This is a genomic window from Vicinamibacteria bacterium, from assembly GCA_035620555.1.
Taxonomy (GTDB): Bacteria; Acidobacteriota; Vicinamibacteria; order Marinacidobacterales; family SMYC01; genus DASPGQ01.
Window position 1 is genome coordinate 1 of record DASPGQ010000581.1, and the last position, 26,915, is coordinate 26,915.

The 26,915-nt window shown below is 62.5% G+C and carries 24 protein-coding genes; 23 read left to right on the forward strand and 1 reads right to left on the reverse strand.

Translation table 11 applies throughout. The features are described 5' to 3' along the window. Together VEK15_23590 and VEK15_23595 are read left to right on the forward strand one after the other, a co-directional pair. The coding region (locus VEK15_23590; protein HXV63704.1) for an ATP-binding protein at positions 1–2,219 on the forward strand (2,219 nt) is incomplete at its 5' end. 97 nt (positions 2,220–2,316) lie between these two features. After that, entirely contained in the window at positions 2,317–3,663 is a 1,347-nt protein-coding gene (locus VEK15_23595; protein HXV63705.1) for a sigma-54 dependent transcriptional regulator, read from the forward strand. Here VEK15_23595 and ftcD read toward each other — a convergent pair. Next, entirely contained in the window at positions 3,648–4,559 is a 912-nt protein-coding gene (gene ftcD / locus VEK15_23600) for a glutamate formimidoyltransferase (protein HXV63706.1), read from the reverse strand. The two genes, VEK15_23595 and ftcD, sit on opposite strands and share 16 nt — an antisense overlap. A gap of 92 nt (positions 4,560–4,651) precedes the next feature. Here ftcD and VEK15_23605 point away from each other — a divergent pair, with 92 nt between their 5' ends. The 21 genes from VEK15_23605 (at position 4,652) to VEK15_23705 (ending at position 26,856) form a co-directional block, all read left to right on the forward strand. Next, on the forward strand, positions 4,652–5,539 hold the full coding sequence (locus tag VEK15_23605; protein HXV63707.1) for a hypothetical protein: 888 nt from the start codon (positions 4,652–4,654) through the stop codon (positions 5,537–5,539). 37 nt (positions 5,540–5,576) lie between these two features. After that, positions 5,577–6,461, forward strand: a complete 885-nt coding sequence (locus VEK15_23610) for an RDD family protein (protein HXV63708.1) — start codon at positions 5,577–5,579, stop codon at positions 6,459–6,461. Positions 6,462–6,484: 23 nt separating this feature from the next. Continuing rightward, positions 6,485–8,149, forward strand: coding sequence for an NFACT RNA binding domain-containing protein (locus VEK15_23615; GenBank protein HXV63709.1), 1,665 nt, complete (start codon positions 6,485–6,487; stop codon positions 8,147–8,149). Positions 8,150–8,161: 12 nt separating this feature from the next. Next, positions 8,162–9,409 (forward strand): competence/damage-inducible protein A, encoded by a 1,248-nt coding sequence (locus tag VEK15_23620; GenBank protein HXV63710.1) that lies wholly within the window; start codon positions 8,162–8,164, stop codon positions 9,407–9,409. Next, positions 9,406–10,014, forward strand: a complete 609-nt coding sequence (thpR, locus tag VEK15_23625; protein ID HXV63711.1) for an RNA 2',3'-cyclic phosphodiesterase — start codon at positions 9,406–9,408, stop codon at positions 10,012–10,014. Before VEK15_23620 ends, thpR begins: the two co-directional genes overlap by 4 nt. Before the next feature lie 41 nt (positions 10,015–10,055). After that, positions 10,056–11,660 (forward strand): adenylate/guanylate cyclase domain-containing protein, encoded by a 1,605-nt coding sequence (locus VEK15_23630; protein HXV63712.1) that lies wholly within the window; start codon positions 10,056–10,058, stop codon positions 11,658–11,660. Continuing rightward, positions 11,657–13,678, forward strand: coding sequence for an HD domain-containing phosphohydrolase (locus VEK15_23635; protein ID HXV63713.1), 2,022 nt, complete (start codon positions 11,657–11,659; stop codon positions 13,676–13,678). The genes VEK15_23630 and VEK15_23635 overlap by 4 nt, the downstream gene beginning before the upstream one ends. Positions 13,679–13,720: 42 nt before the next feature. Next, positions 13,721–14,497 (forward strand): tetratricopeptide repeat protein, encoded by a 777-nt coding sequence (locus VEK15_23640; GenBank protein HXV63714.1) that lies wholly within the window; start codon positions 13,721–13,723, stop codon positions 14,495–14,497. Positions 14,498–14,576: 79 nt separating this feature from the next. Further along, positions 14,577–15,452 (forward strand): signal recognition particle-docking protein FtsY, encoded by an 876-nt coding sequence (gene ftsY / locus VEK15_23645; GenBank protein ID HXV63715.1) that lies wholly within the window; start codon positions 14,577–14,579, stop codon positions 15,450–15,452. Between the two features lie 6 nt (positions 15,453–15,458). After that, positions 15,459–16,583 carry a bifunctional diaminohydroxyphosphoribosylaminopyrimidine deaminase/5-amino-6-(5-phosphoribosylamino)uracil reductase RibD gene (ribD, locus tag VEK15_23650; GenBank protein HXV63716.1) on the forward strand — a complete coding sequence of 375 codons (1,125 nt, stop codon included), beginning with the start codon at positions 15,459–15,461 and terminating at the stop codon, positions 16,581–16,583. After that, entirely contained in the window at positions 16,584–17,195 is a 612-nt protein-coding gene (locus VEK15_23655; protein HXV63717.1) for a riboflavin synthase, read from the forward strand. Next, positions 17,182–18,411, forward strand: a complete 1,230-nt coding sequence (locus tag VEK15_23660) for a bifunctional 3,4-dihydroxy-2-butanone-4-phosphate synthase/GTP cyclohydrolase II (GenBank protein HXV63718.1) — start codon at positions 17,182–17,184, stop codon at positions 18,409–18,411. Before VEK15_23655 ends, VEK15_23660 begins: the two co-directional genes overlap by 14 nt. A 164-nt stretch (positions 18,412–18,575) precedes the next feature. Beyond that, complete coding sequence (gene ffh / locus VEK15_23665) at positions 18,576–19,931, forward strand: signal recognition particle protein (GenBank protein ID HXV63719.1); 1,356 nt, start codon at positions 18,576–18,578, stop codon at positions 19,929–19,931. A 57-nt stretch (positions 19,932–19,988) separates the two neighbouring features. Further along, on the forward strand, positions 19,989–20,210 hold the full coding sequence (gene rpsP / locus VEK15_23670) for a 30S ribosomal protein S16 (GenBank protein HXV63720.1): 222 nt from the start codon (positions 19,989–19,991) through the stop codon (positions 20,208–20,210). Between the two features lie 93 nt (positions 20,211–20,303). Beyond that, a complete protein-coding gene (locus tag VEK15_23675) occupies positions 20,304–20,534 on the forward strand; it encodes a KH domain-containing protein (protein HXV63721.1) in 231 nt (76 codons plus the stop codon). Then, positions 20,534–21,085 carry a ribosome maturation factor RimM gene (gene rimM, locus VEK15_23680; protein HXV63722.1) on the forward strand — a complete coding sequence of 184 codons (552 nt, stop codon included), beginning with the start codon at positions 20,534–20,536 and terminating at the stop codon, positions 21,083–21,085. Before VEK15_23675 ends, rimM begins: the two co-directional genes overlap by 1 nt. Continuing rightward, positions 21,075–21,767, forward strand: a complete 693-nt coding sequence (trmD, locus tag VEK15_23685) for a tRNA (guanosine(37)-N1)-methyltransferase TrmD (protein HXV63723.1) — start codon at positions 21,075–21,077, stop codon at positions 21,765–21,767. Before rimM ends, trmD begins: the two co-directional genes overlap by 11 nt. Positions 21,768–21,791: 24 nt before the next feature. Beyond that, positions 21,792–22,139, forward strand: coding sequence for a 50S ribosomal protein L19 (rplS, locus tag VEK15_23690; GenBank protein HXV63724.1), 348 nt, complete (start codon positions 21,792–21,794; stop codon positions 22,137–22,139). Positions 22,140–22,205: 66 nt separating this feature from the next. Continuing rightward, positions 22,206–25,595: a tetratricopeptide repeat protein gene (locus VEK15_23695; protein HXV63725.1), complete on the forward strand. Its 3,390-nt coding sequence runs from the start codon at positions 22,206–22,208 to the stop codon at positions 25,593–25,595. 256 nt (positions 25,596–25,851) lie between these two features. Further along, a complete protein-coding gene (locus VEK15_23700; GenBank protein HXV63726.1) occupies positions 25,852–26,196 on the forward strand; it encodes a hypothetical protein in 345 nt (114 codons plus the stop codon). Between the two features lie 63 nt (positions 26,197–26,259). After that, entirely contained in the window at positions 26,260–26,856 is a 597-nt protein-coding gene (locus tag VEK15_23705; protein HXV63727.1) for a thiamine phosphate synthase, read from the forward strand. Positions 26,857–26,915 lie beyond the last annotated feature (59 nt).

Below are 26,915 nucleotides of genomic sequence, written 5' to 3' on the forward strand. Positions count from 1 at the left end.
TGACGGTTCTGATTCTTGCCGTGGTGAGCGTCTCCAGCAATTATCTAATCGGCAAATCCGAGTCGTTCAAGCCAGACTTTCTCGCACGAGTCTTCCTCTACGGGTTCACTTTGGTGAACCTCACGATACTCGCCGTCCTCCTCTTCGTTCTGGGACGAAATCTGATCAAGCTCTTCATCGAGAGACGGCGGTCGGTGCGCGGGGCCAAGTTCAAGACGAAGCTCGTCGTCATCTTTACCGGATTCGCCCTGCTTCCCTCGGCTCTCATCGTCCTGGTCGGGAGTCGATTGATTTCTACCGCAGTGGAACGCTGGTTCTCGCATCCGGTCGAGCAGGTGCTGGTGGGTGCCCAGGACATCGTCGAGCACTACTATCACGAGAAGCAGGAGAACGCCACGGCCTATGCCCGACGGCTCTCGAGCGACGTGAGCCGAGAGGGCCTGCTCGAGCCCGGTCGCCTTTCGCGCCTCGGCCGGACCATCGAAGCGCGCCTTACCCAGTATCGACTCGATATGATCACCGTGCTGTCTCGGGAGCAAGCCCTCTGGACCTCGGCTCGCCCTGGCCTGCCGCAGTACAATCCGGACTCGACGATCCGTCTCGCCGAGACCGGGCTGCGCGGCGAAGAGTCGTTGCGTCAGGATTCCCTGGGCGACGGCACTCTCATCCAGTACGTCTCGCCGATTTTCCGCCGCGAGAGTAAAGAAGTCGCCGGCTCGGTCGTCGTTTCCTATTTCATCCCCAAGTCGATTGCCGCGACGCTCGAGGACGTCAACCAGAATGCCAATGTCTACCAGCAGGCAGAAGCTCAGAAAGAACCAATCCAGGATCTCTATCTCTCGTTCTTCGTCATGGTGTCGCTGCTGCTGCTACTGTCGTCTACCTGGCTCGGGCTCTATCTGGCGAAGAGGATAACCGTCCCCGTAGGGGAGCTCGTGGAGGCGACCGAACGGGTGATGGCCGGCGATCTGGATCAACCCGTGAGGGGGCCGGCGGTGGACGAGCTCGGTCTTCTGATGGAGTCTTTCAACCGAATGACGGCCAAGCTCAAGAGCAGCCAGGAGAGGCTCGAATCGTCGCGACTGGATCTCGAGACCAAGAACCGCGAGCTCGACCGCAGGCGACTGTATATGGAAACGGTGCTGGAGAACATCACCACCGGGATCGTTTCACTCGATGGTGAGGGGTGCGTGACGGGGATGAACCAAGCCGCCCGGCGGCTGCTCGCCTTCGACGGCCCGGTGGCCGGGCGTCACTATCGTGACCTCTTTCGAGACGAAACGCTCCTTGTCCTCAGGCGGCTGCTCGATGAGATGCTCCCGGTCGAAGGACGTCCTCCGATGGAAGACGAGGTCGACGTAAGCGTTGGGGAGCGAGAGCTCCACCTCTCGGTCTATATCACGACGGTTTCCGGAGCGGACCAGGAGGCCTCGGGGCTGCTGATGGTGCTCGACGATCTGACGCAGCTTTTGAGGGCACAAAAAGTGGCGGCCTGGCGCGAGGTCGCCCGGCGACTGGCTCACGAGATCAAGAACCCTTTGACTCCGATTCAACTTTCGGCGCAGCGCATACGAAAGCATTTCCGGGCGCGTTCGGCCGAGCTTCCCCGGGTCGTCGAAGAGGGCACCGGCACCATCATCGAAGAGGTCGAATCTCTCAAGAACCTCGTGGACGAGTTTTCCCAGTTCGCCCGGATGCCATCGGTTTCCGTCGACGCTCACCAGCTCAACCCCTTGCTCTCGGGAACGCTCGAGCTCTACGAAGGCCTGTTTTCCGAGCTCGAGATCGCGAGGCGCTTCGAGGAAGGCATACCGCGCGTCCTGGTGGATCCCGAGCTCATAAGACGGGTCTTCATCAACATCATCGACAATGCGATCGAAGCAAACAGCCGAAAGGGGCGGGTCGAGGTATCGACGCACTTCGATCCGGACCTTCAAGTGGCGCGGGTCGAAGTGGCCGACGACGGCCCCGGGATCCCCCCCGCCGATCGGGACAAGCTCTTCATGCCCTACTATTCGACGAAGAGGCGCGGAAGCGGCCTGGGACTTGCCATCGTCAAGCGAATCGTGGCCGAGCACCGGGGGCGAGTTCGCATCGAGGAGAACGAACCGAGAGGCGCGCGGTTCGTGATCGAGCTTCCCGTGGACGTCTCCCTGGATGTTGCCGGCGCCGCGGCGTCTCGGCCGAGCGTCGATACGCCGGCGAGTGGAGATCGCTAGGCCATTTCCGGGATGGGAAAGGAAAGGCACCGGCCGAACGTGAAACCGCTCGTTCCGGAGCCCGAGGCGACGACACCTTCGGGCCGAGATGACGTCTATGGAACGCATCCTCGTCGTCGATGACGAAGCGGGCGTCCGCACGTCGCTTCGTGGAATCCTCGAGGACGAGGGATACCGGGTCGAATGCGTTGCCACCGCCGAGGCAGCGCTCGCCCGTCTCTCCGCCCGTCGCTACGATCTGGTTCTGCTCGACATCTGGCTTCCCAACATGGACGGTATGGAGGCCCTCCACAAGATTCGGGAGAAAGATATCGATACCGCCGTCATCATGATATCCGGCCACGGCACCATCGAGAACGCAGTGAAGGCGATTCAGCTCGGCGCCTACAATTTCGTCGAAAAGCCGCTCTCGCTCGACAAGACCGTCATCGCGGTAAACAACGCCCTCAGACAGCGACGCCTCGAAGCCGAGAATCGCTACCTGCGCGAACGAGTCGAATCGAAACAGGTCCTCATTGGGGAGAGTGCATCCATGCGGGAGCTCAGGAAGCAGATCGCGATAGCCGCCCCCACGAATGGACGCGTGCTCGTATTCGGCGAGAACGGGACGGGGAAGGAGCTCGTGGCGCGCTCGATCCACGCGCAATCGTTGAGGAAAGACGGGAACTTCGTCGAAGTGAACTGCGCGGCGATACCGGAGGAGCTCATCGAGAGTGAGCTCTTCGGGCACGTCAAGGGTGCTTTCACCGGAGCGGTCTCGAACCGAAAAGGGAAGTTCGAGAGCGCCGATTCCGGAACGTTGTTCCTCGATGAAGTGGGCGACATGAGCCTGAAGACCCAGGCGAAGGTGCTTCGGGTGCTGCAAGAGCAGAAGTTCGAGGCCGTCGGGAGCACGGAATCGGTGGAGGTCGATTGCCGCGTCATCGCGGCAACCAACAAAGATCTCGAACGAGAGATTGCCTCCGGCAGTTTTCGAGAGGATCTCTTTTTCCGGCTCAACGTGATCCCCTTCTACATGCCGCCGCTTCGGGAAAGGCGCGAGGATATTCCGAGTCTCGTGGCCCATTTCATCGAGGAGTTTTCGGTCGAGTACGGCAAGAGGCCCAAGACGACGAGCCCCGAGGCCATGGAGATGCTCATGTCCTACCAGTGGCCCGGCAACGTCCGCGAGCTCAAGAACGTGATCGAGAGGTTGGTCATCATGATCACCGGGGACGTGGTCGGGGTCGGCGACCTCCCCAACGTTCTCCGCCGCGGTCGTGGCGACGTCTTCGAGACCGTGGGGGACTTCCGATCGCTTTCGAGCGCCCGAGAGGCGTTCGAGCGCGGTTTCATTCTCAAGACGCTCCAGAAGAATGGCGGAAACGTCTCCCGCACCGCGGAGGCGCTCCAGATCGAGCGTTCCCATCTCTACCGGAAGATGAAAGCTTACGGCATTCGATGAGCCTCCGAAATCTTCTCCTCGAGAATACCAGGCGGCTCCTCGAGCGCGAGTCTTTCCACGATGTTCTCGAAGGTGGCTGCTCTCGGGAGGAGCCCCACGATCTCCGAGCCTGCGATCTCTACCTTGTGCCGGCGCGCCTCCTTCTCGACCGCGCGAAAAACTGTCTCGAGGGAGGACACGCGGAAGTCGGTGAGATTCATGGAAACTTGTACGCACCCTCTTGGGGTGAGCTCGAAACCCAGCGCCTGAACCCGAGGCAACCCCCGGTTCGAAGCGCGGATGGCCCTCGCGATCGCCTTGGCGACGGCGACGTTTTCGGTCCGGAGGTTCACATTGTAAGCGATCAGAAAGTCCCGGACCCCGACTGCCATCGCCCCCGCGGTAGGGTGAGGTTCTCCTGGGCCAAAGTCGGGCACGAGCTCGCCGGACGCCATGCGCCCCGAGAGCCCCTGGAAGCCCCCGCGCCGAAGCTGCGCCAGCTCCCGCCGATGGCCGCGGGGGCTCGAGTCAGCGTACAGAAACACCGGAAGCCCGAACGATTCCGCAACCGTCCTCGCGGTTTCGCGGACGAGCGCTTGCAGCCGGGTCGGGGAGAGTCCTCGGAGGGGCACGAAAGGAAGAACGTCGACCGATCCGATGCAGGGGTGCTCGCCCCGCTGGGTTCTCATGTCGATGAGCTCGAGCGAGGGCGACACGAGTCGGCTGACCGCGTTCGTAAGCGCACCCGGCCTCACGACCGCCGTCAGTACGCTTCGATTGTGCGAAGGGTCGCTGTGGACGTCCAGAAGCCATACGCCCTCGGCCCGACCGAGCGAGTCGGCGATCGCGTGAACGACGTCACGTCTCCGGCCTTCACTGACGTTCGGGACGATCTCGACGAGCGGGTCGAGTTTCATGAGCGTCGCGCCGACGTTCGGCGACCCGGGAGCATCGCACTACCATTGTAAGCGGTTTGGAAGTATAGTTCCGAAAAAGCGGGATCGACATATTGGACCGAAGGGAAAGGGAGCTCGAGCCGGGAGGCACGCGTCGCGATCTGGCACAGGACGGTCGGGCGCCTTCGAAGACCACCGATCTCCTGAACCAGGGCGATCAATTGTACGCCGGCGGTTATTTCCAGCGGGCGGTGCACGTCTGGACCCGCATCCTCTTCGTGGACCGCGGCAACCAAGTTGTGCGGGCGAGAATCAAGAGGGCGAAGGAGGCACTCGCCGAACGTCAGCGACAGCTTGATTCTCAGGTCGCAGAGGCGGGCCGGTTTCTCGCGAGGGGTGACGTCGACCGGGCCTCTCAGAGCGTCCGGGCGGTGCTCGCGCTCGACTCTCGAAACGCGGAGGCCTTGCGCCTTTCGGAGAAGATCGCGGCGACTGGGCGCCGCCCATCGGCCCGACCGGAAGCCAACGTCGGCTCGCATGGCATGGGCAACGTGCCATCTCGCGGTCTCCTCCTTCGCGTGTCTCGGACCAAGGATCGGACCGGGAGCCAACGCTCTTCCGTCACTTCTCCCCTGAAGATGGCCGCGTTCATTTTGTTCGTTTGTCTCCTCTTCGCCGCGGGCGCACTTTTCCTGCACATGAACTGGGAGTCCATCGTGAGCGATGGCGTCGGAGCATCTACGGCGATCACGGCGACATCCGGTTCGCAGTGGCGAGCACCCGTGCCGCCGGGTCTCGCCGAGCTCCGGTACTACAACGGTGTCCGTCTGTTCGAACAAGGACGCTATCGCGAGGCGCTCGCCGAGCTCGGGCGGGTGGACCGTGACTCGAAGGTGGCTGCGGAAGCAAGGGGTCTGATCCTTCGCATCGAGGAAAGACTCCTTCGGGCCGCTCCGGATCCCCTCGGGGACGACAGGAGGACCCCGACGGGAGCGAGGTGAAGCTGTGATCTGCGCGGAGTGCCGGACGGAAATCGACGTGCTCGCAGTCATTTGTCCCGGTTGCGGCGCCCGGCGAAAGACGCGTGGCGAGCAGGCGGACTGGCGTGATCAGGTCCGGGAAGTGGTCGATCGGCACCGGGAGAGGAAACGCCGAGAGATCTCGAGGCGCGACGACGAGGCGCGACAGCTCTCCATCTTTCCCGAAGCTCCCGAGGAGGACGAGCAGTCGCGAGTCGAGCGGCTCCGACGAGCCGAGATCCGGGCGAGGGTCGAAGAGCGCGTGAAGAAGCGACGACCCACTCCGTCTGCGGGACGCCTCTTCGAGGCGGGTGAGCTTCCGTTACCCTCGGGATCTGCGGCGGCACGGAAGCTGCGCGCCGAAGGCGAATGGGAGCCCATCGACACGACCACGGCGGAGTTCGAGCCAATCACCGAGTTCGAGGAGAACTTCGAGCTCGACACCGATTCGATGGAAAAGGAGCAGAGCTCGGAGGCAGCGTTCGCGAGTCTGGGGCCAGCCTCGGTCGGAGAGCGAGCAATCGCTGGGGTCATCGACATCGTCTTCGTCGTGTCGATCCAGCTGACGCTCTTCTACCTGACGACGCATCTCGTTGCTCAGCGCATCGGCGCGCTGCCACGTTCCGCTCTCGCAGCCATGGCGGTGGTGGGAGCCGTGCTCGCGGCCGGGTACTACCTGTTCTTTTGGGCGCTATCGGGGCAAACGCTCGGGAAGCTTCTGACCGGCGGACGGGTCGTGGATCGCCGCGGTCGGGCCCTGGGGTTCGCTCGGGCGGCCTCCCGACTCGCCGGCGCCCTGCTTGCCGCCCTCCCGCTCGGTGCGGGTTTCATCGGCCTCTGGACCGATCCCGAGCGCCGAGGCTGGCACGATCGGATCGCGGGAACGAAAGTCGTCCGCGGCTGAGCCTCGCGCTGTCCCGAGCGGGTTTGGATCGATTGTTCCTGACGGGGCTGGTCAGGGAGCACCGTGACTCGGTAATCGGCTGCGTCGTCCGTTCGGCAGGTTTCGACCCCGAGGCTTCGGTGGTGGTCCTCGAGACAAGCCTGCAGCGTCCCAGCGCGCTCGTCGTCAGCCTCGAGCGTGAGGTCGCGGGGTTTTATCGAGGGGAGCCGCCCGCGGGGCTGCGTCCTGCCGCGAGCCTCAAGAAGTGGCTATCGGGCTATCGTGTCGTCGACTTCGCCATATCCGACGTCGATCGTGTCGTAACGCTATCGCTCGAGCAGACGAGGCTGAGCGGAAGAAAGATCCGGACCGAGGTCGTACTGGAAGTCGCCGGCTCCCGGGTTGCTCTCTACGTGGTCGACGCCGAGTCGCGAATGGTGATCGAGGCGTTCGCTCGTGGGCCGAAACGGCTCGAGCCAGGGCAGTCATATGTCTCCTGCCCACCGCCCCCTCAGGCCTCGCCCCTTGCCGAGTCCGTGGCGGAGTTCGAGAAACGCCGGACAACGAGCTCGAAAGACTCGCTCCTTTCGGCGAGCGGCCTGACTCCGCTGCTCGTTTCGGAATTGCGATGGCTCATGGAACGACACGGTATCGACGCATCCCGTGCCTTCGCCAGCTTGATCGAGCGATTGCGCCAGCCGTCCCCAATGATGTACGTCAACGATGACGAAGTCCTGCTGTCTCCAGTAAGCCTCGAAAGCCGGAGGGATGCGTTTGTCGGGCGCCCGTTTGGGACCTTCAACCAGGCGCTCGCCGAGGCCGTCGAGCTAGCAAACACGAGACGACGGTTCGAGCGTCGATATCGACGACTCGCGTCGGCGGTCGAAAGGAGTCTCGCGAAGACCCAGAGGCTGCGTGAGAAGCTCATCGAGCAGCGCAAGGGAGCTCGGACCGCCTCCGAGCACCGCCGGTTCGGCGAACAGCTTCTTGCCGGACTCTCCCGGGCGCGGCGGATAAGGGCCGATGCCGTTGCCGTCCCCGACTCTTTCGACCCGGTCGGAGGCGAGATCGAGATCGAGATCGACCCGAGGAGGAGCCTTGCGTCGAACGCCGAGAGATACTTTGCCATGGCACGACGAGCCGAACGTGCGGCACGAGTCCTCGACGAACGGATCCGCGAGCTCGAGCAATTCATCGGATACTTGGAAGAGACCGAGGTGGCGCTCGCCGACGTGAGGGCCGAGGAGGAGGTCGAGCAGCTCGAGCTCGAAGCCATCGAGGAAGGACTCATCGTCCCCGCAGGCAAACGCGCGCGCCCCGAGCGACAAACGGAGGGGACCCGGCTCTTGCCCAGGAGCTTCACCACCGGGCACGGGGGCACGATCCTGGTAGGCCGTTCGTCGCGAGGAAACGAGGCTTTGACTTTTCGAATCGCGCAACCGAACGACCTTTGGTTCCACGTCGCCGGCATGCCGGGGGCGCACGTCATCCTGAAAGCCGCTTCCGTCGGTCCGGCGGACGAGGAGGTCGAGCAAGCGGCAAGCGTCGCCGCCTACTACAGCAAGGCGAGACAGGATTCGCGGGTCGAGGTGATGGTCACCGAGCGCCGCAACGTGAGCAAGCTCAAAGGGGCTCCACCGGGTACCGTAACCGTCAAGCGGTACCGCACCCTGCGAGTCTCGCCGAAGGTCGATGCGGAGACCGCGTGACGGAATGAACGCATGAAAGCCGGCATCCTCAACGTGGGGAACGAATTGCTCGCTCCCGGACGCATTGAGTCGAACGCCGCCTACCTGACAGAACACCTCGGAGCTCTGGGAATTCCGGTCGTTCTCCGTGCCGTCGTGGGTGACGACGAAAATGCGATCGCCGACACGATGCGTCACATCCTGGAGCGCGCGGACATCATTTTCGTGAGCGGAGGGCTCGGACCTACCTCCGATGACTTGACCCGAGAGGCGCTGATGCGAGCATTCGAAGTCGGGGCGTCCGTCGATCGCGCCTGGCTCGACACGATTCACTCACGGTTCGAGCGGAGAGGGATCGAGATGCCCCGGGTCAACGAGAAACAAGCGCTCGTGCCCGAGGGAGCCGAGCTTCTTGCGAACCCGTTGGGGACCGCGCCGGGTCTCTGGTTTCCCGCGCGCCCCAAGGGCGTCGTCGTTCTTCTGCCCGGACCCCCACGCGAGCTGCAAACGCTGTTCGAGACTCATCTCGCCTCCCGTCTCGCTGCGCTCGGCCGCGGGATTTTCTACCGCATGCTCAAGCTCACGGTGGCGGGATTGCCCGAATCGGTCGTAGAGCAGGCCATCGGAGACGTTTATCGTGACTCGACCAACCCGATGACTACGATCCTGGCATCCGCCGGTGAGGTGGAAATCAGACTGACGGCGAGCGCAGAATCGAGCGAAGAAGCGGAGCGGAGAAACGAGGAGCTCGCGACGGGAATTCGACGGGCTTTGGGCGATGCCATTTTCACCGAGGCGAACGAAAGCCTCGAGGCGGTGGTCGGTCGCCTTTTGCTCGAGCGCGACCAGAGGCTCGCGATTGCCGAGTCGATCACCGGTGGGCTCATCGCCCACCGCCTTACCGAGGTTCCCGGATCGAGTCGTTACTTCGATCAGGGAGTCGTGACCTACAGCAACGAGAGTAAGGTGGGGCTGCTGGGCGTTGCTCGCGAGCTAATCGATCGTGTGGGCGCGGTGAGCCCGGAGGTCGCCCAGGCCATGGCGCTAGGCGCACGTGAGCGCAGCGGTGCGGACGTCGCCGTGGGCGTTACGGGTATTGCCGGTCCCGACGGAGCGACTCCGACGAAGCCCGTGGGCCTGGTCTATATCGGTGTAGCTTCGAGTGGGGCGGCTCGAGTGGAACGATTCGTCTTTCCCGGCGAAAGAAGTTACGTGAAGCGCTGGGCGTCGCAAATGGCCCTCAATCTCGTCAGGCTGCACCTGATTCGAGAGCGGGTATGAACGCGATGCGCGTCTTCTTCGCCATCGAGCTCTCTCCCGAGATTCGAGCGAGCCTCGGCCAGCTCGCCGAGGAGCTGGCTCCACGGCTCGACGCCGCTCGGTTGGTCCCACCGCAAAAGATTCATCTGACGCTCCGATTCCTCGGAGAGACCAAGGAGGACAGGCTGACGCGCCTCGTCACCCGGCTCCGGCCCGAGGTTCGCCTTTCGCCCGGTTTCGAGCTTCGCTTTGGCGGGGTCGGTCTATTTCCCGACGCAAGGCGCCCTCGGGTCCTCTGGGTGGCCGTGGTCGACCCTCCCCAGGCGTTGTTCGACCTTCGTTCTCTGATCGAGCGTTTCGTCGGCGAGGCGGGTTTCGCGCCCGAAGAGCGCAACTTCGCCCCCCACTTGACCCTGGCCCGATTTCGCCGCGTCCCGAGGAGTCTTACACCGCTGCTTTCCGATCTTTCGGATCGCGGCGTGGGACACATGCGCGTCGCGGAACTGACTTTGTTCGAAAGCCGACTTTCACCTCGAGGTGCTTCTTATCGCGTCATCGAGAGGCTTCCGCTCGGGCGTCCAGAAGCGGCGCGGCCCGGTGGGACTTACCCGAACATGCTGCTATAATCATAATTACGGATTCACCCCTCGCGCACCAGGCAGATACCATGTTCGAGCTGGCCTTCTTAGAGGAAGGAAACGAGCACGTCGTACCGATCAGCGACGAGGGTGTAGTTCTCGGCCGGTCTCCGGAATGCGACGTCGTCATCAAGGACTTCGGCGTCTCTCGCCGGCACGCCGAGGTGGTGGTCGATGGAGACCATTGCCGGCTTGTCGACCTCAAGAGCAAGAACGGTACTCAAGTCAATGGGATGCGAGTACTCGACGTCATTCTGAACGACGGAGATGAGATCCTTCTCGGTAAGTTCCTCGTCCAGTTCCGCAAGACCCTGGACGAACAAGTCGTTCTCGACGAGGAAAAGCCGATGCTCGAAGAAGCGGGCACGGTGATCCGGAGCGTCGGCGAGCTCTCGAAGTATATCCTCGAAGGTGATACCGGCGCGCACTCGCAGGCCGGACTTCGCTCTGCAGTCAGCACCCCCGAGCTTTCGCGTGAAGCGGGGGAGCTCGGAAAGATCAATCGGATTCTCCGGAGCTTGTCGGAGCTCGCCAAGGCGCTGCTCTCCGCGCAGCCGGAGGAAGTACCCGCCCGAGTGATGGATGCCGTTTTCGAGCACATCCCCGCCGACCGCGGGTTTCTGATGCTCTACGACGAGGAGCGCAACCTGAAACCGAAGGTCGTCCACCACCGCCACGGGCCCGACGAGAAGATCACGATCAGCAAGACGATTGCCGATCGCGTCGTGCAGGACCGAGTCGCGATCCTCACCTCGGACGCCCAGGTCGACCCACGTTTTGCTGCAGGCGACAGCATTCGTTTCCATGGCATTCGATCGGCGATGTGTGTGCCTCTCTGGAGAGGAGACGCGGTAATCGGCATCATCCACGTGGATAGCCCGATGCAGACGAAGACGTTCACGCCCGACGATCTCGAGCTTCTCACTGCCCTGGGGAACTATGCGGCGGTGGCGATCCAGCAGGCGAGCCTGAACAAGAAGGTACAGGAGGAGAAGATCGCGCGAGAGCGTCTGGAGAAGTATTTTTCCCCGGCGGTAGCCACGCGCATACTTTCTGAAGGCGAGAAAGAGGCGCAAGAGCTCGAAGCGACGGTATTGTTCACCGATATCGTCGGCTTCACGCGCCTCGCCGAGAGCATGGACGCACCCAGCGTGGCACAGCTTCTCAACGAGATTTTTTCTCGTATGTCGGAGCCGATTCTGGAGTCGGACGGTACACTAGACAAGTTCATTGGCGATTGCATCATGGCGGTGTTCGGTGCGCCGTACCCTCAGCCGGATCATGCCGTGCGTGCGGTTCGAGTGGCGCTGGAAATGCGAAATCGCTTGAACGAGCTCAATGTTGAGCGAGGCGGGGCCGAAATAAGAGTCCGTACCGGAATAAACACTGGGCCGGTCTTGTCCGGTCCCATCGGCTCGATGAAGCGAAAGGAGATTACGGTTCTGGGTGACACCGTGAATATCGCCTCCAGAATCGAGTCGATGGTTGCCGGGGCGGATCAGATCGTCATCGGCGAGCGAACCTACGAGCTCGTCAAAGGGCAGTTCGAGGTCAAGGACATGGGAACCGTTGCCCTCCGGGGCCGAAAGGAGAGCGTGCGAGTCTACGAAGTGATCGGGGAGAAGGTCCATTGAGCTCCATTAGCCGGCGCCCAGGCCGACGAGGCCGATTCCAAATCGCTCCGCGGGCCAGGGCGCGCATCCGGCGGCGGGGAAAGATCCTCTATTCCCTGATGCTGCTGATGCTCGTTGCCGGTCTTGCGCCTCTGATGATCACCACGTTGTGGCTCGTGGGAAGGAACCGAGAAGCGCTCGAGGCATCGGAACGACTCCTCCAGATCGATCAGACCCGATCGATCGCGCAACAAGCGCGGCTCTATCTCCAGTCGATGCACAATCAGCTCGAGGCGATCGCTCAGACCTTCGAGATTGCGTCGGATCCCGGCGCCATTCGCGCGCGTGTCCGCTCGGTCACCCCCGAAGCCCTGATCGATTTCATCGAGGAGGATCGAATTCGTTCGGTCACCGTCTTCGACCGGGAAGGAAGATTCGTAAACGCGGGCTACTCGCTCGATGACGCCGACATCGAGGGGTCGCTCAGGCAGTCGCTCGTCGAGGGACTCTCGGGACGGACCTGGGTGTCCCGCCCTCACATCTCGGAGCCGCTGCTCGACACCGTGGTCATCATGTCGGCGCCGGTGCGCGCCTCTTACGGAGGCGAAGGCGAGCCCTGGGTCGAGGGCGTCATCTCCGCGATGGTGAGTCTGAAGCCGATCGAAGAGATGGTGAAACAGAAGGGGAACGACCGAAGGAGCGTCTTCGTCGTAGACGCGGATGGAAGCCTCGTGACCCATTCCGACCCCGAGACGCTCTTCAATCGCGTCGATCTTTCGAAGACTCCGATCGTACGCGGTTTCCAGGAGTCGAGGGGACAGGCGAGTGGCTCGGTCAATTTCGAGCTCCTCCAGGATGGCAATCCGAAACAGATGCTCGGCACTTACACGCCGATCGGCGATTTGGGCTCTCCTGTCCCCTTCCTGAGGACGCTCGGCTGGGGAGCCATCGTTCAGGCGGAGGAAGAGGCGGTGTTCTTCTCCGTTCGCGAGATCGTGAAGGACAGCGTTTTCATCGCGGTGCTGGCGGCGACACTCGCGGTCGTCCTGGCCGTCGTTTTCGCCGGACGTCTGTCCCGGCCAATCGCCGAGCTCGCCGAGGGTGCTCGGCGACTCGCGTCGGGCGACTTTTCACAGAAGATTGCGATCAAGAGCGGTAACGAGATCGCGGAGTTTGCCGAGACCTTCAACTTCATGGTCTCCGAGATCCGCGGCTTCATCGAGCGGTTGCGGCGGGCGGCGCAGGAGAACAAAGAGATGTTCATGGGCGCGGTCACGTCGCTGGCGGCGGCGATCGACGCCAAGGACCCCTATACCGCGGGACATTCGGAGCGCGTCGCCCATTACTCGGCCACCATCGCCAAAGTCCTCAAGCTTCCCGAGGAGGACGTGGAGACGATCCGCATCGCGGCATTGATGCACGACGTGGGGAAGATCGGCATCCAGGACAGTATCCTCGGCAAGGCGGGCCCCCTCACCGACGAGGAGTTCGAGATCATGAAGACCCACCCGACCAAGGGTGCGGCCATCATGGAGCACGTCCCTCAGCTCAAATCCATGATCCCGGGCATGAAGTACCATCACGAAAACGTGGATGGGAGCGGATATCCCGAGGGCTTGACCGGCGAGCAGATTCCCCTCATGGCCAAGATCGTCAGCGTTGCCGATACCTTCGACGCCATGACGACCAACCGCCCTTATCAGAAGGCGATGGAGATCACTTACGTCTTTGCTCGCATGCGGAGCTTCATCGGCAAGAAATTCGAGGCCCACTTCGTCGAAGCCCTGATTACCGCATACGAGGAAGGGCTCGTTCGCCCCAATCTTCACGTCAAGACCTATTTGGAGGAGAAGGTACCCCCCCCTGAGAGGAAACGAGTCCAACCTCAGGAGGTCGAGCTTCCCGCCCCTCAGCTCGGTCCTGCTCTCGTCGCCGAGCCACCTCGGGCTCCCGTAGTCGCGTCGCGCGCCGGCTCGTCCGTCGCCGTGGAGGACGATGGAATCGGGCCAGCCCCCGCCTTGATGGATCGCGTTTGGTAATAACGATAAGATACACGCGTTCCAAACTCAGGAGGTAACGGGATGGCTGGCAGGAAGGCTATCATTCCTCTGGTGGTGGGCCTGGCTTCGCTTGCCCTGCTCGCGTCCACCGGCTGGACGCAGACTGACGAGGAGATCGAGGAGGCGCTCAGGATCTTCAATCGCGCGAAACTCCTCCATCAGGAGCAGCAGTACGAGCGGGCCATCAAGGAGTACGAGTCCGCGATCAAGCTCGACGGCGAGAATCCTTTCATCCATAACTCGCTGGGGTTGGCCTTCGCCGCGGTCGGCAAGTTTGGCGATGCCTTGAAAGCGTTCGAGAAGGCTATCGTGCTCAACCCCGAGCTGACCGACGTTTACAACAACATGGGGATGGTCTATGCCGAGCAAGGTGATCGACAGAAGGCGTTCGAGGCCTTCACTCGGGTGGTGCGAAACCCCGACTATCCCACTCCGGAAAAGGCGCTATACAACCTCGGGAACCTGTACCTCGAGGACGGTAATCTCGAGCTTGCGCTGATGCACTTCCGGCGTTCCGTGGAGAAACAGGAGGATTTTTCGCTCGGCTATCGAGGCCTCGGCCGGGTTCATTTCGCTCTGGGCGACCTCGAGGCGGCGGAAACGAGTTTTGCTCGTGCCGTGGAGCTCGATGACAGGGACGTGGAGAGCCTGTTTCAGCTCGCTCAAATCCATGCCAATCGGGGAGATCTGGAAGAGGCGCGCAAATTCTATCGGCGGGTCGTGGAAGCGGACCGCTTCTCTCCGTTCGGGCTGGCAGCACTGCGCAATCTGGACAGCCTGAAAGGCAGCTCCCCTTAAACTCGATTCGTTTTTTCATAGAAGGTTAATGGCTTCGGATTCGTCACCGTAATCACGGTACGGAGTACTCAGTCTCGTCTTGGCCGGTCTCAGCATTCGAGAGCGCTTGCGGACGTCGCTCGCACGCACCCGGGAGAAGCTTGGGCTGGCGTCGAGCGCGTTCGTCGAGCCGGATTGGGAAGCGCTCGAGGAATCGCTGATACTCGCCGATTTGGGTCTCGCGGCCACGACCGAGATCCTGGAGCGGGTAAGGGCTCGCGGCGACTTTCCCGCGAGCCTGCGCGAAGAGCTTCTCGACGTGATACGAGCGCCGAGCCATGCTGAGGTCGGGTCGATCGTTCCTCCGAAGGTGACTCTCGTCGCCGGGGTGAATGGAGTGGGTAAGACGACCACGGTCGCGAAACTGGCCCGGCGGTACGTCGAGCTGGACAAGCGAGTCGTCATCATCGCGGCCGACACGTTCCGCGCCGCCGCGAAGGAACAGCTGGAACTCTGGTCGAAGCGCGTTGGAGCCTCTATCTTCGCCGGCGAGCCCGGCCGAGATCCGGCCGCTGTGGTTCATGACGGGCTCACGTCTTCGGTCTCGCGGCGTGCCGATGAAGTGATCATCGACACGGCGGGGCGTCTCCATACGAAGCGGCCACTGATGGAAGAGCTCGGCAAGGTCGAGCGCATCGCGGGCCGGGTCGTAGCTGGCGCACCTCACGAGGGCTTGTTGGTCATGGACGCGACCATAGGTACGAACGGTCTCGCCCAGGCACGGGAGTTCGCGACGGCCCTGAGGCTGACGGGCGTCGTGCTCACGAAGATGGACGGCACCGCGAAGGGAGGAGTCGTCGTGGCGGTTTCCAGAGAGCTGGGGCTCCCGGTCTGTTATACGGGTGTTGGAGAGGGGATGGACGACTTGCTCCCTTTCGACGCCGAGGCGTTCGTGGACGCGCTCTTGTCCAACTGAGTTCCGATGCGCGCTGATTCCAAGGACAACGACGAGCGCATGCTCCGGCGAGCTCTGGCCCTGGCCGCGCTCGGCATTGGCTCCGCAGCCCCCAATCCGCTCGTCGGTGCCGTCGTCGCTCGAGGCAATCGAGTCGTGGGGCAGGGGTTTCACGTCTGTCCCGGTGAACGGCACGCGGAAGCGGTCGCTCTCGACGATGTCACGCATCGGGGAGAGACGGCTCGAGGGGCCACTCTCTACACGAATCTCGAGCCCTGCTGCCACGTCGGTCGGACGCCCCCCTGCGTCGACGCGATCGTTCGGGGCGGGATTTCCCGAATCGTTGCCGCCATGCGCGACCCGAATCCGAAAGTCGATGGCAAGGGGTTTCGCGCACTCCGCTCGCGGGGAGTTCAGGTCGAAGTCGGGCTTTTGCGTGCCCAGGCGATGCGGCTCAACGAAGGCTTCGTCAAGCTCAACCGGCTCGGAGTTCCCTTCGTGACGTTGAAGGGCGCCATGAGCCTCGACGGGCGAATTGCCACTCGCTCCGGCGACTCGAAGTGGATCACCTCCGCCGAGGTGAGGCGCCACGCCAGACTTCTTCGCAAGGAGAACGAAGCGGTGCTCGTGGGCATCGATACCGTCCTGGAGGACAATCCACGGCTCGATCGGCGTCCCGAGAATCGGCGGCTTCCTTCGGCGCTCCTCCGCGTCGTGCTCGACTCGTACCTGCGTCTTCCCCGAGACAGTCGCCTCATTCGAGCCCCGGGACCGGTGGTAGTTTTTTGCGCCAGCAACGCTCCAGGACGTCGCCGGCGGCCTCTCGAATCGCTCGGCGTCGAGGTCGTGGAGCTGCCGGTGCACGAGGGCCGGCTCGATCTCGAAGCAGCTCTGAAATGGCTCGGCGCCCGGGGTATCAGTCGACTCCTCGTCGAAGGTGGTGGCGAGATCCACGCGAGCTTTCTCGAGCGCGGACTCGCCGATCACCTCGTTCTCTACGTCGCCCCGCGCATTCTCGGTGGCCGGGACGCAAGGCCGCTCGTAGGAGGTGACGGAGCGCGATCGGTAATAGAGGCGATTCCACTCCGCAAGGCACGCTGGGCCCGTGTCGGGGACGCATGGATGATCGAGGGCTCGTTGGGAGAAGGATGAATGTTCACGGGCTTGGTGTTGTCCCTCGGTCGGGTCGCCGTCCGGAACGAGCGCGGCGCCGGCCTCGAGCTCGAGATCGAGAACGCGGCCGTCGCCGAAGAGCTTTCGGTCGGGGCCAGTGTGGCGGTATCGGGGGTTTGCTTGACGGCGACGAGCGTTTCCGTCCCGATGTTTCGCGTCGATGTCGCGGCCGAGACCCTCAGTCGCACCCGGCTCGGCCGGCTCCCCGTGGGGAGTGCCGTCAATCTCGAGCTTCCTCTGCGTGCCTCCGATCGACTCGGCGGCCATTTCGTACAAGGGCATGTCGACGAGGTAGGGCGAATCGAGCATGCGGGACCGCTTCGTGAAAACTACATCCTTCGCGTACGGCTCGAGAAGCCGTCGGCCGGGCTCGTAGTGGAGAAGGGCTCGATTGCGCTCGACGGAGTGAGCTTGACGGTGACTCGAGAAGGAGGCGATTGGTTCGAAGTCATGTTGATTCCCCATACTCTCGGGGTCACGACGCTCGGCCAGCTGCGAGCGCGCGACGAAGTGCACATCGAGTACGATATACTGGCGAAATACGTGCTTCGACTGACCGGCGGAAGAGACGAATCAGATGAAACGCCTTGAGCAAGGAGGCCTTCCGGGCTTTGCTTCCATCGAAGCCGCAATCGAGGACTTTCGTGGAGGCAAGATGGTCATCGTCGTGGACGACGAGGACCGCGAGAACGAGGGCGATCTCACGATCGCCGCCGAGAAGGTGACGGCCGAGGCCATCAACTTCATGGCTCGGCACGGGCGAGGGCTAATCTGCATGCCCATGACCGGGGAGCGACTCGACGAGCTGCGGATTCCGCTGATGGTCACGGAGAACACCTCCAGCTACGGTACGGCCTTCTGCGTGTCGGTCGAGGCCAAGGCCGGAGTCAGCACGGGAATCTCGGCTGGCGACCGCGCCCGAACCGTGCTGGCCGCCATCGACCCGACGACGTCACCCAGCGACCTCGTGCGACCGGGACACATGTTCCCCCTCAGGGCAAGACCCGGAGGCGTTCTCCAGCGCGCGGGTCAGACGGAAGCGGCGGTCGACCTCGCGCGCATCGCGGGGTTGTATCCGGCCGGAGTGATCTGTGAGGTCATGAACGAGGACGGTTCGATGGCCAGGGTGCCAGACCTCCAGAGGTTCTCGAAACGCCACGATCTGAAAATGATCACCGTGGCCGACCTCATCCGGTATCGTCTGCGCAACGAGCGACTCGTCAAGAGGGTCGCGGAGGCCTCGCTCCCGACCCCCTTCGGCACGTTTCAGATCGCGGCCTTCGAGAGCGGAAACGACCGGGCGACGCACCTGGCCCTCATCATGGGAGAAATCAAGAAAGAGGACGCCGTCCTGGTTCGGGTCCACTCCCAGTGCATCACCGGCGAGGTGTTCCACTCCAGGCGTTGCGATTGCGGACCTCAGCTCGAGCGTGCCCTCGAGCGAATCGGTGAAGAAGGTAAAGGGGTTCTGCTCTATCTCCACCAGGAGGGGCGAGGCATCGGCCTCGTGAACAAAATCCGGGCCTACGCTCTCCAAGACGGCGGTATGGATACCGTCGATGCCAACGAGAGGCTCGGTTTCAAGGCGGACCAGCGCGAGTACGGGATCGGTGCCCAGATCCTCACCGAGATCGGACTTTCCAGAATCCGTCTTCTCACCAACAATCCACGGAAGTTCATCGCCCTCGAGGCCTATGGGCTCGAGATTACCGAGCGGGTCCCGATCGAGATTCCGGCCAACGAGGTCTCGGCGACCTATCTGAAGACGAAGAAAGAACGGCTCGGCCATCTTCTGGAACGGGTCTAGCAGGCTGATGAAAGCCTCAGCCCAGCCCGCCCGGCTGAAGTATCCCTTTAGCTCGAGACTGCTATCGCACGGCGCCCCGGAACTTTCGGGATCCTCCTTGACTTTGACCTGACCCTCTTCTAACATGAGTTGTTGCACCATTTAAAGGGGAGATCCGTCCTCCCGTGCACTCCTTGACCATGTTCGATCAGGTTTCTGACAGGATCCAGGGCATCTTCAAGAAGTTGCGGGGCCAACCCCGGCTACGGGAGCGCCATGTCGACGAAGCGCTGAGGGAGATCCGTCTCGCGCTTCTCGAAGCGGACGTCCAGTTCAACGTGGCCAAAGACTTCGTAGAGCGAGTGCGGGCGAGGGCCGTCGGCGAGGAGATTCTCGCGTCTCTTACCGCTCCGCAGCAGGTCATCAAGATCACCCGGGACGAGATGGTGAGACTGCTCGGAGGCTCGGCGGCGGCGATGGAGCCCTCCTCGGAATTTCCCCGGGTGGTCTTGATGGTAGGTCTCCAGGGCTCGGGCAAGACGACGAGCTCGGCGAAGCTCGCAGGGTGGCTGCGCGACAATGGAAGCCATCCCGCGCTCGTCTCCGTAGACGTTCGGCGGCCGGCCGCTCTCGAGCAGCTCAGAGTGCTCGCCTCTCAGCTCGAGATGCCGGTGATCGAGCCCGAGGCGCTCGACGTCGTGTCGCGGGCCGCGGAAGCCATTCGCGAGTCGCGCGATCGAGGGTTCGACGTATTGGTGGTCGATACCGCCGGCCGGGTCCACGTGGATCCGGTGCTCATGGAAGAGCTCAGGGCGCTCGCGGAGAGATCGAAGCCATCCGACACGCTGTTCGTTGCCGATTCGATGACGGGTCAGGATGCGGTCCGAAGCGCAAGGGAGTTCGCGGGTTTCATCCGGCTCACCGGGCACGTGTTGACGAAGCTCGACGGTGACGCGCGCGGCGGTGCCGCGCTCTCCATCGCTTCCGTCACCGGCGTGCCCATCAAGTTCGCTGGCACGGGAGAAAAGCTCGACGCACTCGAGCCGTTTCAGCCCGATCGCATGGCTTCCCGAATTCTGGGGATGGGAGACGTGCTCGGTCTGATCGAGCGCGCCGAACGCACACTCGAGCGGGAACAGGCGGGCGAGCTCGCGCGAAAGCTCCGGCGCGAGGAATTGACATTGGAGGATTTTCGCTCGCAGCTGCGGCAATTGAGACGCATGGGCTCCCTTTCCGAGCTCATGAGCCTGCTTCCTGGCGGGGGGAAGCTGTCGGCGGATCTCGACGAGAAGGAGATCGTACGTTTCGAGGCCATTCTCGATTCGATGACCGCGCGCGAGCGCCTGCGGCCGTCCATCGTGAACGCCTCTCGACGACGGCGCATCGCTCTCGGCAGCGGCACGTCGGTTACCGATGTGAATCGGCTGCTGCGACGCTTCGCCGAGGCCCGCAAGCTCGTTCGCAAGCTCTCGCGGGCGGCGGGTGGCGCCCGGAGCGGTGGCGAGCTCCGGCGGCTGTTGGGTCGTATGTCTGGGATTTGAAAGGGGCCGAAGTGGTCCGGAAGGGAGGTGTGGAGCCGTCTCATGTTGAGGATACGATTGGCACGAAGGGGTAGCAAGAAGCGCCCTCGATTCCGTGTGGTGGTGTCGGACTCGTCCACCGGTCGAACGGGCGGCATCGTGGAGACCGTAGGCACTTATGAGCCGAAGCTGGCGGAGGCGAAGATAGATCTCAAGCGCGAACGCATCGACTATTGGCTGTCCAAGGGCGCCACCGCTACGGATACCGTGAGGAGCTTCCTCAAGAACAAACCTGCTTGAGCTCGACGGTTCTGCGATTCGCGGGTGCGCTCGCGCCGTTGCTAATGCCCCGATGGAAACGAGTGAATGAAGCGGTGCTAGCAGGAGGGAGCCATGAAAGAACTGTTGGAGCTCATCGCGAAGGCGCTAGTGGACCATCCCGACGAAGTCTCGGTTTCCGAAGTAGGAGGAGAGCAAACGACGATCCTGGAGCTGAGAGTGGCCCAGGACGATCTAGGAAAGGTGATCGGCAAGCAAGGACGCACGGCGCGGGCGATCCGTACGCTGCTCTCTGCTGCCGGGACCAAGTTAGGCAAGCGTTTTCATCTAGAGATCATCGAGTAATGGACTCAAGAGAGGGAGAAGCGGGCAGCAGGGACGACCTCGTCGCCGTTGGATCCGTTGTCAAGGCCCAGGGTCGGCACGGGGAAGTCGTCATCTGTCCGTTCGCTGATTCTCCGCAACGGTTTCTCGCACTCGACGAGGTCCATCTCGAGGGACTCTCGGGCAGCGCGGTGGTTCGCGTGGAGCGAGCGCGGGTACACAAAGGGCGTCCGGTCCTGAAGCTCGAGGGCGTCTCCGACATGAGCTCGGCGGAAGCTCTTCGGGGCAAGGAGCTCCACGTTCGCAGAGGGGATCTCGCCGATTTGCCCGAGGGAAGCTTCTACCACTTCGAGATTCTCGGACTGCGCGTCTGGGACCGAAAGCGCGGGGAGCTCGGTGTCGTGGAGGACGTACTCGCAACCGGCGGAACCGACGTCCTGGTGGTGCGGGACGCTCGTGGAACCGAGGTGCTCGTACCCCTGTGTCGCGAGATCTGCCTGCGTGTCGATCCCCCTGCGGGTCTGATCGCGATTGACGCCCCCGAAGGTCTGGTGGAGCTCAATGCGAATTGACATCGTCACGATCTTCCCCGAGATGTTTCACCGGGTATTCGATCACGGGGTCGTGGGCCGTGCCCGCCGGAACGGAAACGTGCGAATTCATTTGCATGATCTTCGCGACTGGACGAAAGATCGTCACCGCTCGACCGACGACGCCCCCTACGGCGGGGGACCGGGGATGGTAATGAAGATCGAGCCCCTCGTCGAGGCCGTCGAGGCGATCGCCTCGGAAGGGAGCGAAGGGTCGAGGAGAATCGTGCTTCTCTCTCCTCGAGGGACACCTTTGCGCCAGGCAATGATTTCCCGGCTCGTGGCTTGCGAGCGCCTTGTGCTCGTTGCGGGCCGATACGAAGGGGTCGACGAGCGATTCAGGGAAGCGGTAGGCGCAGAAGAGATCTCGATCGGCGACTATGTCCTGTCGGGAGGCGAGATTCCAGCGATGGTAGTCGTCGATGCGGTGGTTCGGCTCCTTCCTGGCACTGTGTCCGATCCCCGCTCGGCGCAGGAGGATTCCTTCAGCGCGGGCCTACTAGACCATCCACATTACACCCGTCCGGCGGAGTTCCGGGGACTCAGAGTTCCCGAGGTGCTTCTCTCCGGAAACCACGCCGCGGTACGGGATTGGCGACAGAGGAGAGCTCTGGAAGACACGAAGTTGCGTCGGCCCGAGCTCCTGACGAACGGTGATCTTTAAGAAAATGAAAGGGAAACGAACACCATGAACGTCATCGACAAGCTGGACGCTCGCGAGCTTCGCTCCGATCTGCCCGATCTTCGGTCGGGAGATACCGTCCGGGTTCACGTACGCGTCAAAGAGGGAGACAAGGAGCGTGTCCAGGTCTTCGAAGGCATGGTGATCGCGCTCAGAGGCAAGGGCGCGAGCGCCACCATGACCGTGCGGAAGATGTCTTTCGGCACCGGGGTCGAGAGAATCTTCCCGCTCCATACCCGGACGATCGACAAGGTGGAAGTGCTCCGCTCACATGACGTGCGACGAGCCAAACTCTACTTCATGCGCGAGCGTAAGGGGAAAGCTGCGCGGCTCAAAGAAAAGCGAACAGTTTGAAGCGAGAGCGTCCCGTGGAGAAAGCTACTTCGATAGCCGTAGGGGCTCTAGCGAATTCGTGAATCCATGGCGCTGAACAAGGATCGTATCTTCAAAGCCGCCGACAACTACATCCGCAAGAACCGCATCGACCGGGCCATCGCGGAGTACGAAACCTGGCTGAGGGAGAACCCCAAGGACTGGAACATCATTCGAACCGTCGGCGACCTCTATGCCCGCATCAATAGAAACGACGAGGCGATAAAGAAGTACTCGATCGTTGCCGGTCACTACCGACGCGACGGCTTCAACGTTCGCGCCATCGCGACTTACAAGATGGTTCTCCGCCTAGACGCCAACAACGAGGCGGCGATGCGCAATCTCGCCGAGCTCCAGGCGGAAGAGGGCCTCCTGATGGAGGCCAAGCACCACTACAATACGCTCGTCGAGTTCTACAACAAGCAGGGACACAAGCGCCTCGCCGCGGAGATCTTCAAGAAGCTCACCGAAATCGATCCCCAGGATTTGAAGATCCGGTATCGCTATGCCGACTTCCTGACCAAGGCGGGAAGGACCACCGAGGCGGCCCAAGAGTACGTCGGGATCGCCGACCAGTTGATCGGTCAGGCTCAGGTCGATGACGCGATCAAGATTCTCGAACAGGGGCTCGTTCGCGCCGCGAACGAACCCTCACTGAAAGTGAAGCTCGCCCAGGCTTTCTCCTTGAAGGGAAGACACGATCAAGCGGTGGAAACGCTCGAAGGCTTGAGAATGTCCCTCCCCGACGACGGGAGCCTTCTCGCAATCCTGGGAGAGGCCTACCTGGCTTCGGGCAACGTGGACGATGCCGAGGGAGTCTTCAAGCAGCTCATCGACCTCGAGCCCAAGAACCCGGCAAACGTCCTCCGGCTGGTCGACCTTCGACTGGCTCAAGGAGCGCTCGACAGCGCGCTCGAAGAGCTGTCCCCTCTCGTGGATTCGCGGGTCGCGGATGGTGAAGGCAAGGAGGCCACCGGCCTGCTTCAAAAGATACTCGGCAAGGACCCGCATCACATCAATACCCTGCTGAAACTTGCCGAAGTGCAGACGATCCTGAAGCAGGAGTCGGCCCGTATCGCGGCATACGACAGCCTCTGCGAGGCCTACGGTCGTGCCGGAGAGTTCGAGAAGGCCGTTCAGGTTGCCGAGAAGCTCGTCGAGATCGACCCCGAGAGCGCCCAGCACAAGGACCGGCTCAAGTTTCTCAAGTCGAAGATCGGCCGCCCTGCCCCCGAGGCTCCATCGGTCGTCGAGCCGCAACCGGTCGACGAGGAAGTGGACCTGCCAGACTTCAGCGGCCTCGAGCAGTTGTCCACGCAGATTCCCGAGTTCGGCGAGGCCAACGAGCCGGTCGAATCAGACGAAGCGGCCAGAGCGGTCAACACCTCCCCGGCGCTCTTCGATCTGGGGGAGGTGGTCGAGCTCACGCAGGAGGACGAGGAGAACATCAAAGAGAAACTAACCGAGGCCGAGGTGTTCGTTCGTTACGGTCTCGTGGAGAAGGCGGTCGACCAGCTTCTCGATGTCCTCGAGAGTTTCCGATTTCATATCGAATCCCGCGCGAAACTCATCGAGATCTACGTCGAGCACGGAATGACGCATCAGGCTGCCGAACAACTTCTCAATCTCGCCGATGTCTACGAAAGGCTCGAGCGGCCGGAAGAGGCTCGATCCGCGAGGGGGCGCGCCTCTCAGCTGAATCCGGATCTGGCAGCGCGAGACGCACCGCACGTCGCGGCAACGAGCGCCGGGCTTGCTCTCGATGACGAGATCGAGCTCACTCTTTCCGACGAAGAGGATTCGGATTTCGATGACGGCATCGAGATCGACTCGGACCGTCCTTATTCCGCTGAAGAGTCATCCATCGACGAGTTGCCTGCATCGGTCGACGATGCTCTGGTCGACGAGACAGCGGTCGATTTCTCGATGGACGATCTATCGGCCGATCCCGATGCATTCGGGATCGAGGTTGATTCTGCCGGACAGGATCTCTCCGAAGATCGCCCCGAGATTGGAGACGAAATCGGTGTCGAGGCCGAAGGGTTCGAGGTCTCGATCGACGAGACCGATTCCGGCCCCGATGAGTTGGCGCCGGTGGAAGCGGAGACGGCGGGCGAGCACGATCTGAGTGAATCGGAGGTCGATGTCGACCTCGATGTTTCCTCTGCCGACATTCCGTTCGTCATCGAGGAAGCGCCCGGTGCCGAAGCCGAGCCCACCCTTCAGAAGGACGACGTTCCCGAAGCTCCAGTGGCGGAAGAGTTTTCTGTGGATCTTGGCGATGAGGACGAAGTGGAAGTCGAGATTCCGGATACGGTGGCGCTTCCCGAGGCGGACGACGAGACGCTTCCCGAACACCGGCCGGTTGCGAGGCTCGATGATACCTCGTCAGAGTTAGCAGAGCATGATTCCGATGTCGAGGTGGACGTCACCGCGATCGAAGATGCCATCGAAATCCCTGACTGGGGAGAGCCCGAGCCGTTCGAGTCTCCGTCTCAACCTGCCGCGGCGCGCTTGCCCGCGTCGGCGGTCGAAGCGAGCCCGATCGCAAGCGAGCTCACCGAGGTGGACGAGTACATCGCGCTCGGCTTGTACGAAGACGCTCGGGACACGCTCAAGGAGCTACTGAGACAACACCCGGACGACGCGAGCGTGCTTTCGAAGATCGAGGAGGTTGGCTTTTCCGTCGAGCAGATCGCCCGGGAGGCTTCCGAACGTCGCCCGCTGGCAATCGGAGATATCGCCGAAGCGGCGGATTCCGGCGCGCGCGCCGATGAAATCCCGGGACCCTCGGAGCAGGCATTTCCTTTGGAGGAAGAACCTTCCGCGGTTTCCGGGATCGAATCGCTGCTCGATGCGACCGTGCCAGCAGATCTCGCGCCCGCGCGAGGCAGCAGCGACGACGGAGATTTCATCGACCTCGCGTCGGAGCTGTCGGACGAGATATTTGGCACCCATGTGGCGGTCGAGGATGAGGAAATCGAGCCCGAAGGACCGCTCACCGACCCCGGGCTCGACCAGATCTTTCGCGAGTTCAGGAAAGGTGTCGAAAAGCAGCTCGGCACCGAGGACTACGATACCCGATACAACCTGGGAATCGCCTACAAGGAGATGGGATTGCTCGATGAGGCCATCGCCGAGTTTCAGCTCGCGGCGAAAGACGAGGTCCGAGGTCTCGAATGCTACAGCATGCTCGGTCTGTGCTTCATGGAAAAAGGGATGCCGGAGATCGCGATCAAGTGGTTCTCCAAAGGCCTCGACATACCGAATCGAAGGGAAGAGGAGTATCACGGGCTGCGCTACGATCTCGCGCAAGCGTTCGAGGCGGCGAGCGAGCCCGAGCGCGCACTCACGCTGTACTTGGAGATATTCAAAGAGAACGCCTCCTTTCGCGACGTCAAGGACCGTCTCCGTGAGCTTCAGGCCGCGCAGAAGTGAAGGCTCGTCGTCTTGAATCGGGGAATCCTTCTCGCCGGGGGGTCGTGAGCCACGTCATAGTCACCCCTTGGTCCGCTCGAATCTTCGGCCTCTGTCTTCAATCAGGGCACGCCATTATGCCGCCGAGCCGCCGTAGGCGAACGCTGTTCGCGCCGAAGCGAACGCTCTCGGCCACCCGCGTCGATCGACCGTTGCTCCGCACCACGCGGGAGCGCGAGGTCGTTCGCCCATCAAGTTACGTCAGAGGCTGAGGGAAATGGGCGAACGTCAGCACTTCGTTTTGTACGTTCTCGTATGTCTCGAGATCGGGATTTTTCTCATTCTCGTCCCATGGTCCGTGATGTGGGAACGGAACTATTTCTTGGAAACCCTGCCGGCCCTGCGTCCGATCATGCTGTCGTCCGTGCTGAGGGGAGCGGTGGCGGGTCTGGGACTGGCGAACATCTACATGGCGCTGAGAGAGGTCATCGTCCGAAGGCAAGAAACCGTCGTTGGGGGGCGCGGTGTCGAACCGGCGCGCGAGGGCCGTGAGAGGTCCGAGACCGGCTCCGAGGCGCAGCGGCCGAGAAAAACGCTGGTGGCGACGGAAGACAGAAGCTGACGAGGCGCGTCGTTTCGAGGCGAGGCGTTGGTTCCGCGGAATCCGAAGAGACTCCGAACCTACATGGTTACGGGGGACGCGGCCGATCAATTGCTGATGGAGCAAATCGGACGCGCTCTCGAGTTCGGGGTCGACCTCGTCCAGATTCGCCGCAAGACCGAGACCGCTCGCGAGCTCCAATCGCTCGTCGTCGCGGTCCTCAATGCCTTTCCCGAGGCACGCGAGCGGATCCTGGTGAACGATCGGCTCGACGTGGCGCTCGCGGCGGGAGCGGGAGGGGTCCATTTGCCGGCATCTGGACTTCCCACCGGCTCGGTCCGGGAATTGGCTCCACCCGGCTTTCTGGTCGCGAGGTCGGTGCACAACCCGAATGAGGCAATTCGCGCCGCGCGGGAGGGCGCGAGCTTCGTCGTATTCGGACCGATTTATTCGACGCTTTCCAAACCCGGGCACCCGGGCACCGGAGTCGAAGGGCTACGGGAGGTCGTCGAATGTGCGAGCGTGGAAGTTTTTGCGATTGGTGGGATCGACGCGCGCCGCGCCTCCGAGGTGGCGGGCACGGGAGCGGCGGGAGTCGCCGGGATCTCGGTGTTTCGGAGCGCCGATGCGCTGGCTGAGCTCATGACACGTTTGGGAGAGCTCAGAGGGTCGCTTCCGTGACCCCGTCCGATCGAGATGTTGCCGCTGGTCCCGGGTCGCGGGAAACTCTGGCTGAGTTC

What these genes read in the sequence shown, in the direction of transcription:
- rimM (HXV63722.1), top strand. Translation starts at nt 20,534, where the DNA reads ATGGACTCAAGAGAGGGAGAAGCGGGCAGCAGGGACGACCTCGTCGCC.
- VEK15_23640 (HXV63714.1), top strand. Translation starts at nt 13,721, where the DNA reads ATGGCTGGCAGGAAGGCTATCATTCCTCTGGTGGTGGGCCTGGCTTCG.
- VEK15_23630 (HXV63712.1), top strand. Translation starts at nt 10,056, where the DNA reads ATGTTCGAGCTGGCCTTCTTAGAGGAAGGAAACGAGCACGTCGTACCG.
- VEK15_23620 (HXV63710.1), top strand. Translation starts at nt 8,162, where the DNA reads ATGAAAGCCGGCATCCTCAACGTGGGGAACGAATTGCTCGCTCCCGGA.
- ftcD (HXV63706.1), bottom strand. Translation starts at nt 4,559, where the DNA reads ATGAAACTCGACCCGCTCGTCGAGATCGTCCCGAACGTCAGTGAAGGC.
- VEK15_23700 (HXV63726.1), top strand. Translation starts at nt 25,852, where the DNA reads ATGGGCGAACGTCAGCACTTCGTTTTGTACGTTCTCGTATGTCTCGAG.
- ribD (HXV63716.1), top strand. Translation starts at nt 15,459, where the DNA reads ATGCGCGCTGATTCCAAGGACAACGACGAGCGCATGCTCCGGCGAGCT.
- rplS (HXV63724.1), top strand. Translation starts at nt 21,792, where the DNA reads ATGAACGTCATCGACAAGCTGGACGCTCGCGAGCTTCGCTCCGATCTG.
- VEK15_23705 (HXV63727.1), top strand. Translation starts at nt 26,260, where the DNA reads ATGGTTACGGGGGACGCGGCCGATCAATTGCTGATGGAGCAAATCGGA.
- VEK15_23675 (HXV63721.1), top strand. Translation starts at nt 20,304, where the DNA reads ATGAAAGAACTGTTGGAGCTCATCGCGAAGGCGCTAGTGGACCATCCC.
- VEK15_23595 (HXV63705.1), top strand. Translation starts at nt 2,317, where the DNA reads ATGGAACGCATCCTCGTCGTCGATGACGAAGCGGGCGTCCGCACGTCG.
- VEK15_23660 (HXV63718.1), top strand. Translation starts at nt 17,182, where the DNA reads ATGAAACGCCTTGAGCAAGGAGGCCTTCCGGGCTTTGCTTCCATCGAA.
- VEK15_23655 (HXV63717.1), top strand. Translation starts at nt 16,584, where the DNA reads ATGTTCACGGGCTTGGTGTTGTCCCTCGGTCGGGTCGCCGTCCGGAAC.
- thpR (HXV63711.1), top strand. Translation starts at nt 9,406, where the DNA reads ATGAACGCGATGCGCGTCTTCTTCGCCATCGAGCTCTCTCCCGAGATT.
- trmD (HXV63723.1), top strand. Translation starts at nt 21,075, where the DNA reads ATGCGAATTGACATCGTCACGATCTTCCCCGAGATGTTTCACCGGGTA.
- VEK15_23695 (HXV63725.1), top strand. Translation starts at nt 22,206, where the DNA reads ATGGCGCTGAACAAGGATCGTATCTTCAAAGCCGCCGACAACTACATC.